General features: G+C 37.4%; 1 protein-coding gene. It reads right to left on the minus strand.

Annotated elements, in window-relative coordinates:
* Positions 1-53: 53 nt before the first annotated feature.
* Positions 54-238: hypothetical protein (locus ACSV5T_RS10340; protein WP_438321090.1), on the minus strand; the 185-nt coding region annotated here is incomplete at its 5' end.

Below are 238 nucleotides of genomic sequence, written 5' to 3' on the forward strand. Positions count from 1 at the left end.
GAGGTGTCGTTTCAGTACGACGATTCGCGACCAAATTCAGCGATAATGTTGTTTCAGTACGATGTTTTACGACCAAGTTGAATGTATAAGAATGATTTGTTGTCGATTTTATCTACCAAACGATATATAGGTGTCATTTCAGTACGATTGACTTCATACCACAGTGCTAGGAAATGGGTTGTTAATAAGAAAGATATATGTGGTCTTAAAAATCTGATGTGACGTGAGTGGATCATCG

Source organism: Veillonella sp. ZSJB6, assembly GCF_051549505.1.
Taxonomy (GTDB): Bacteria; Bacillota; Negativicutes; order Veillonellales; family Veillonellaceae; genus Veillonella.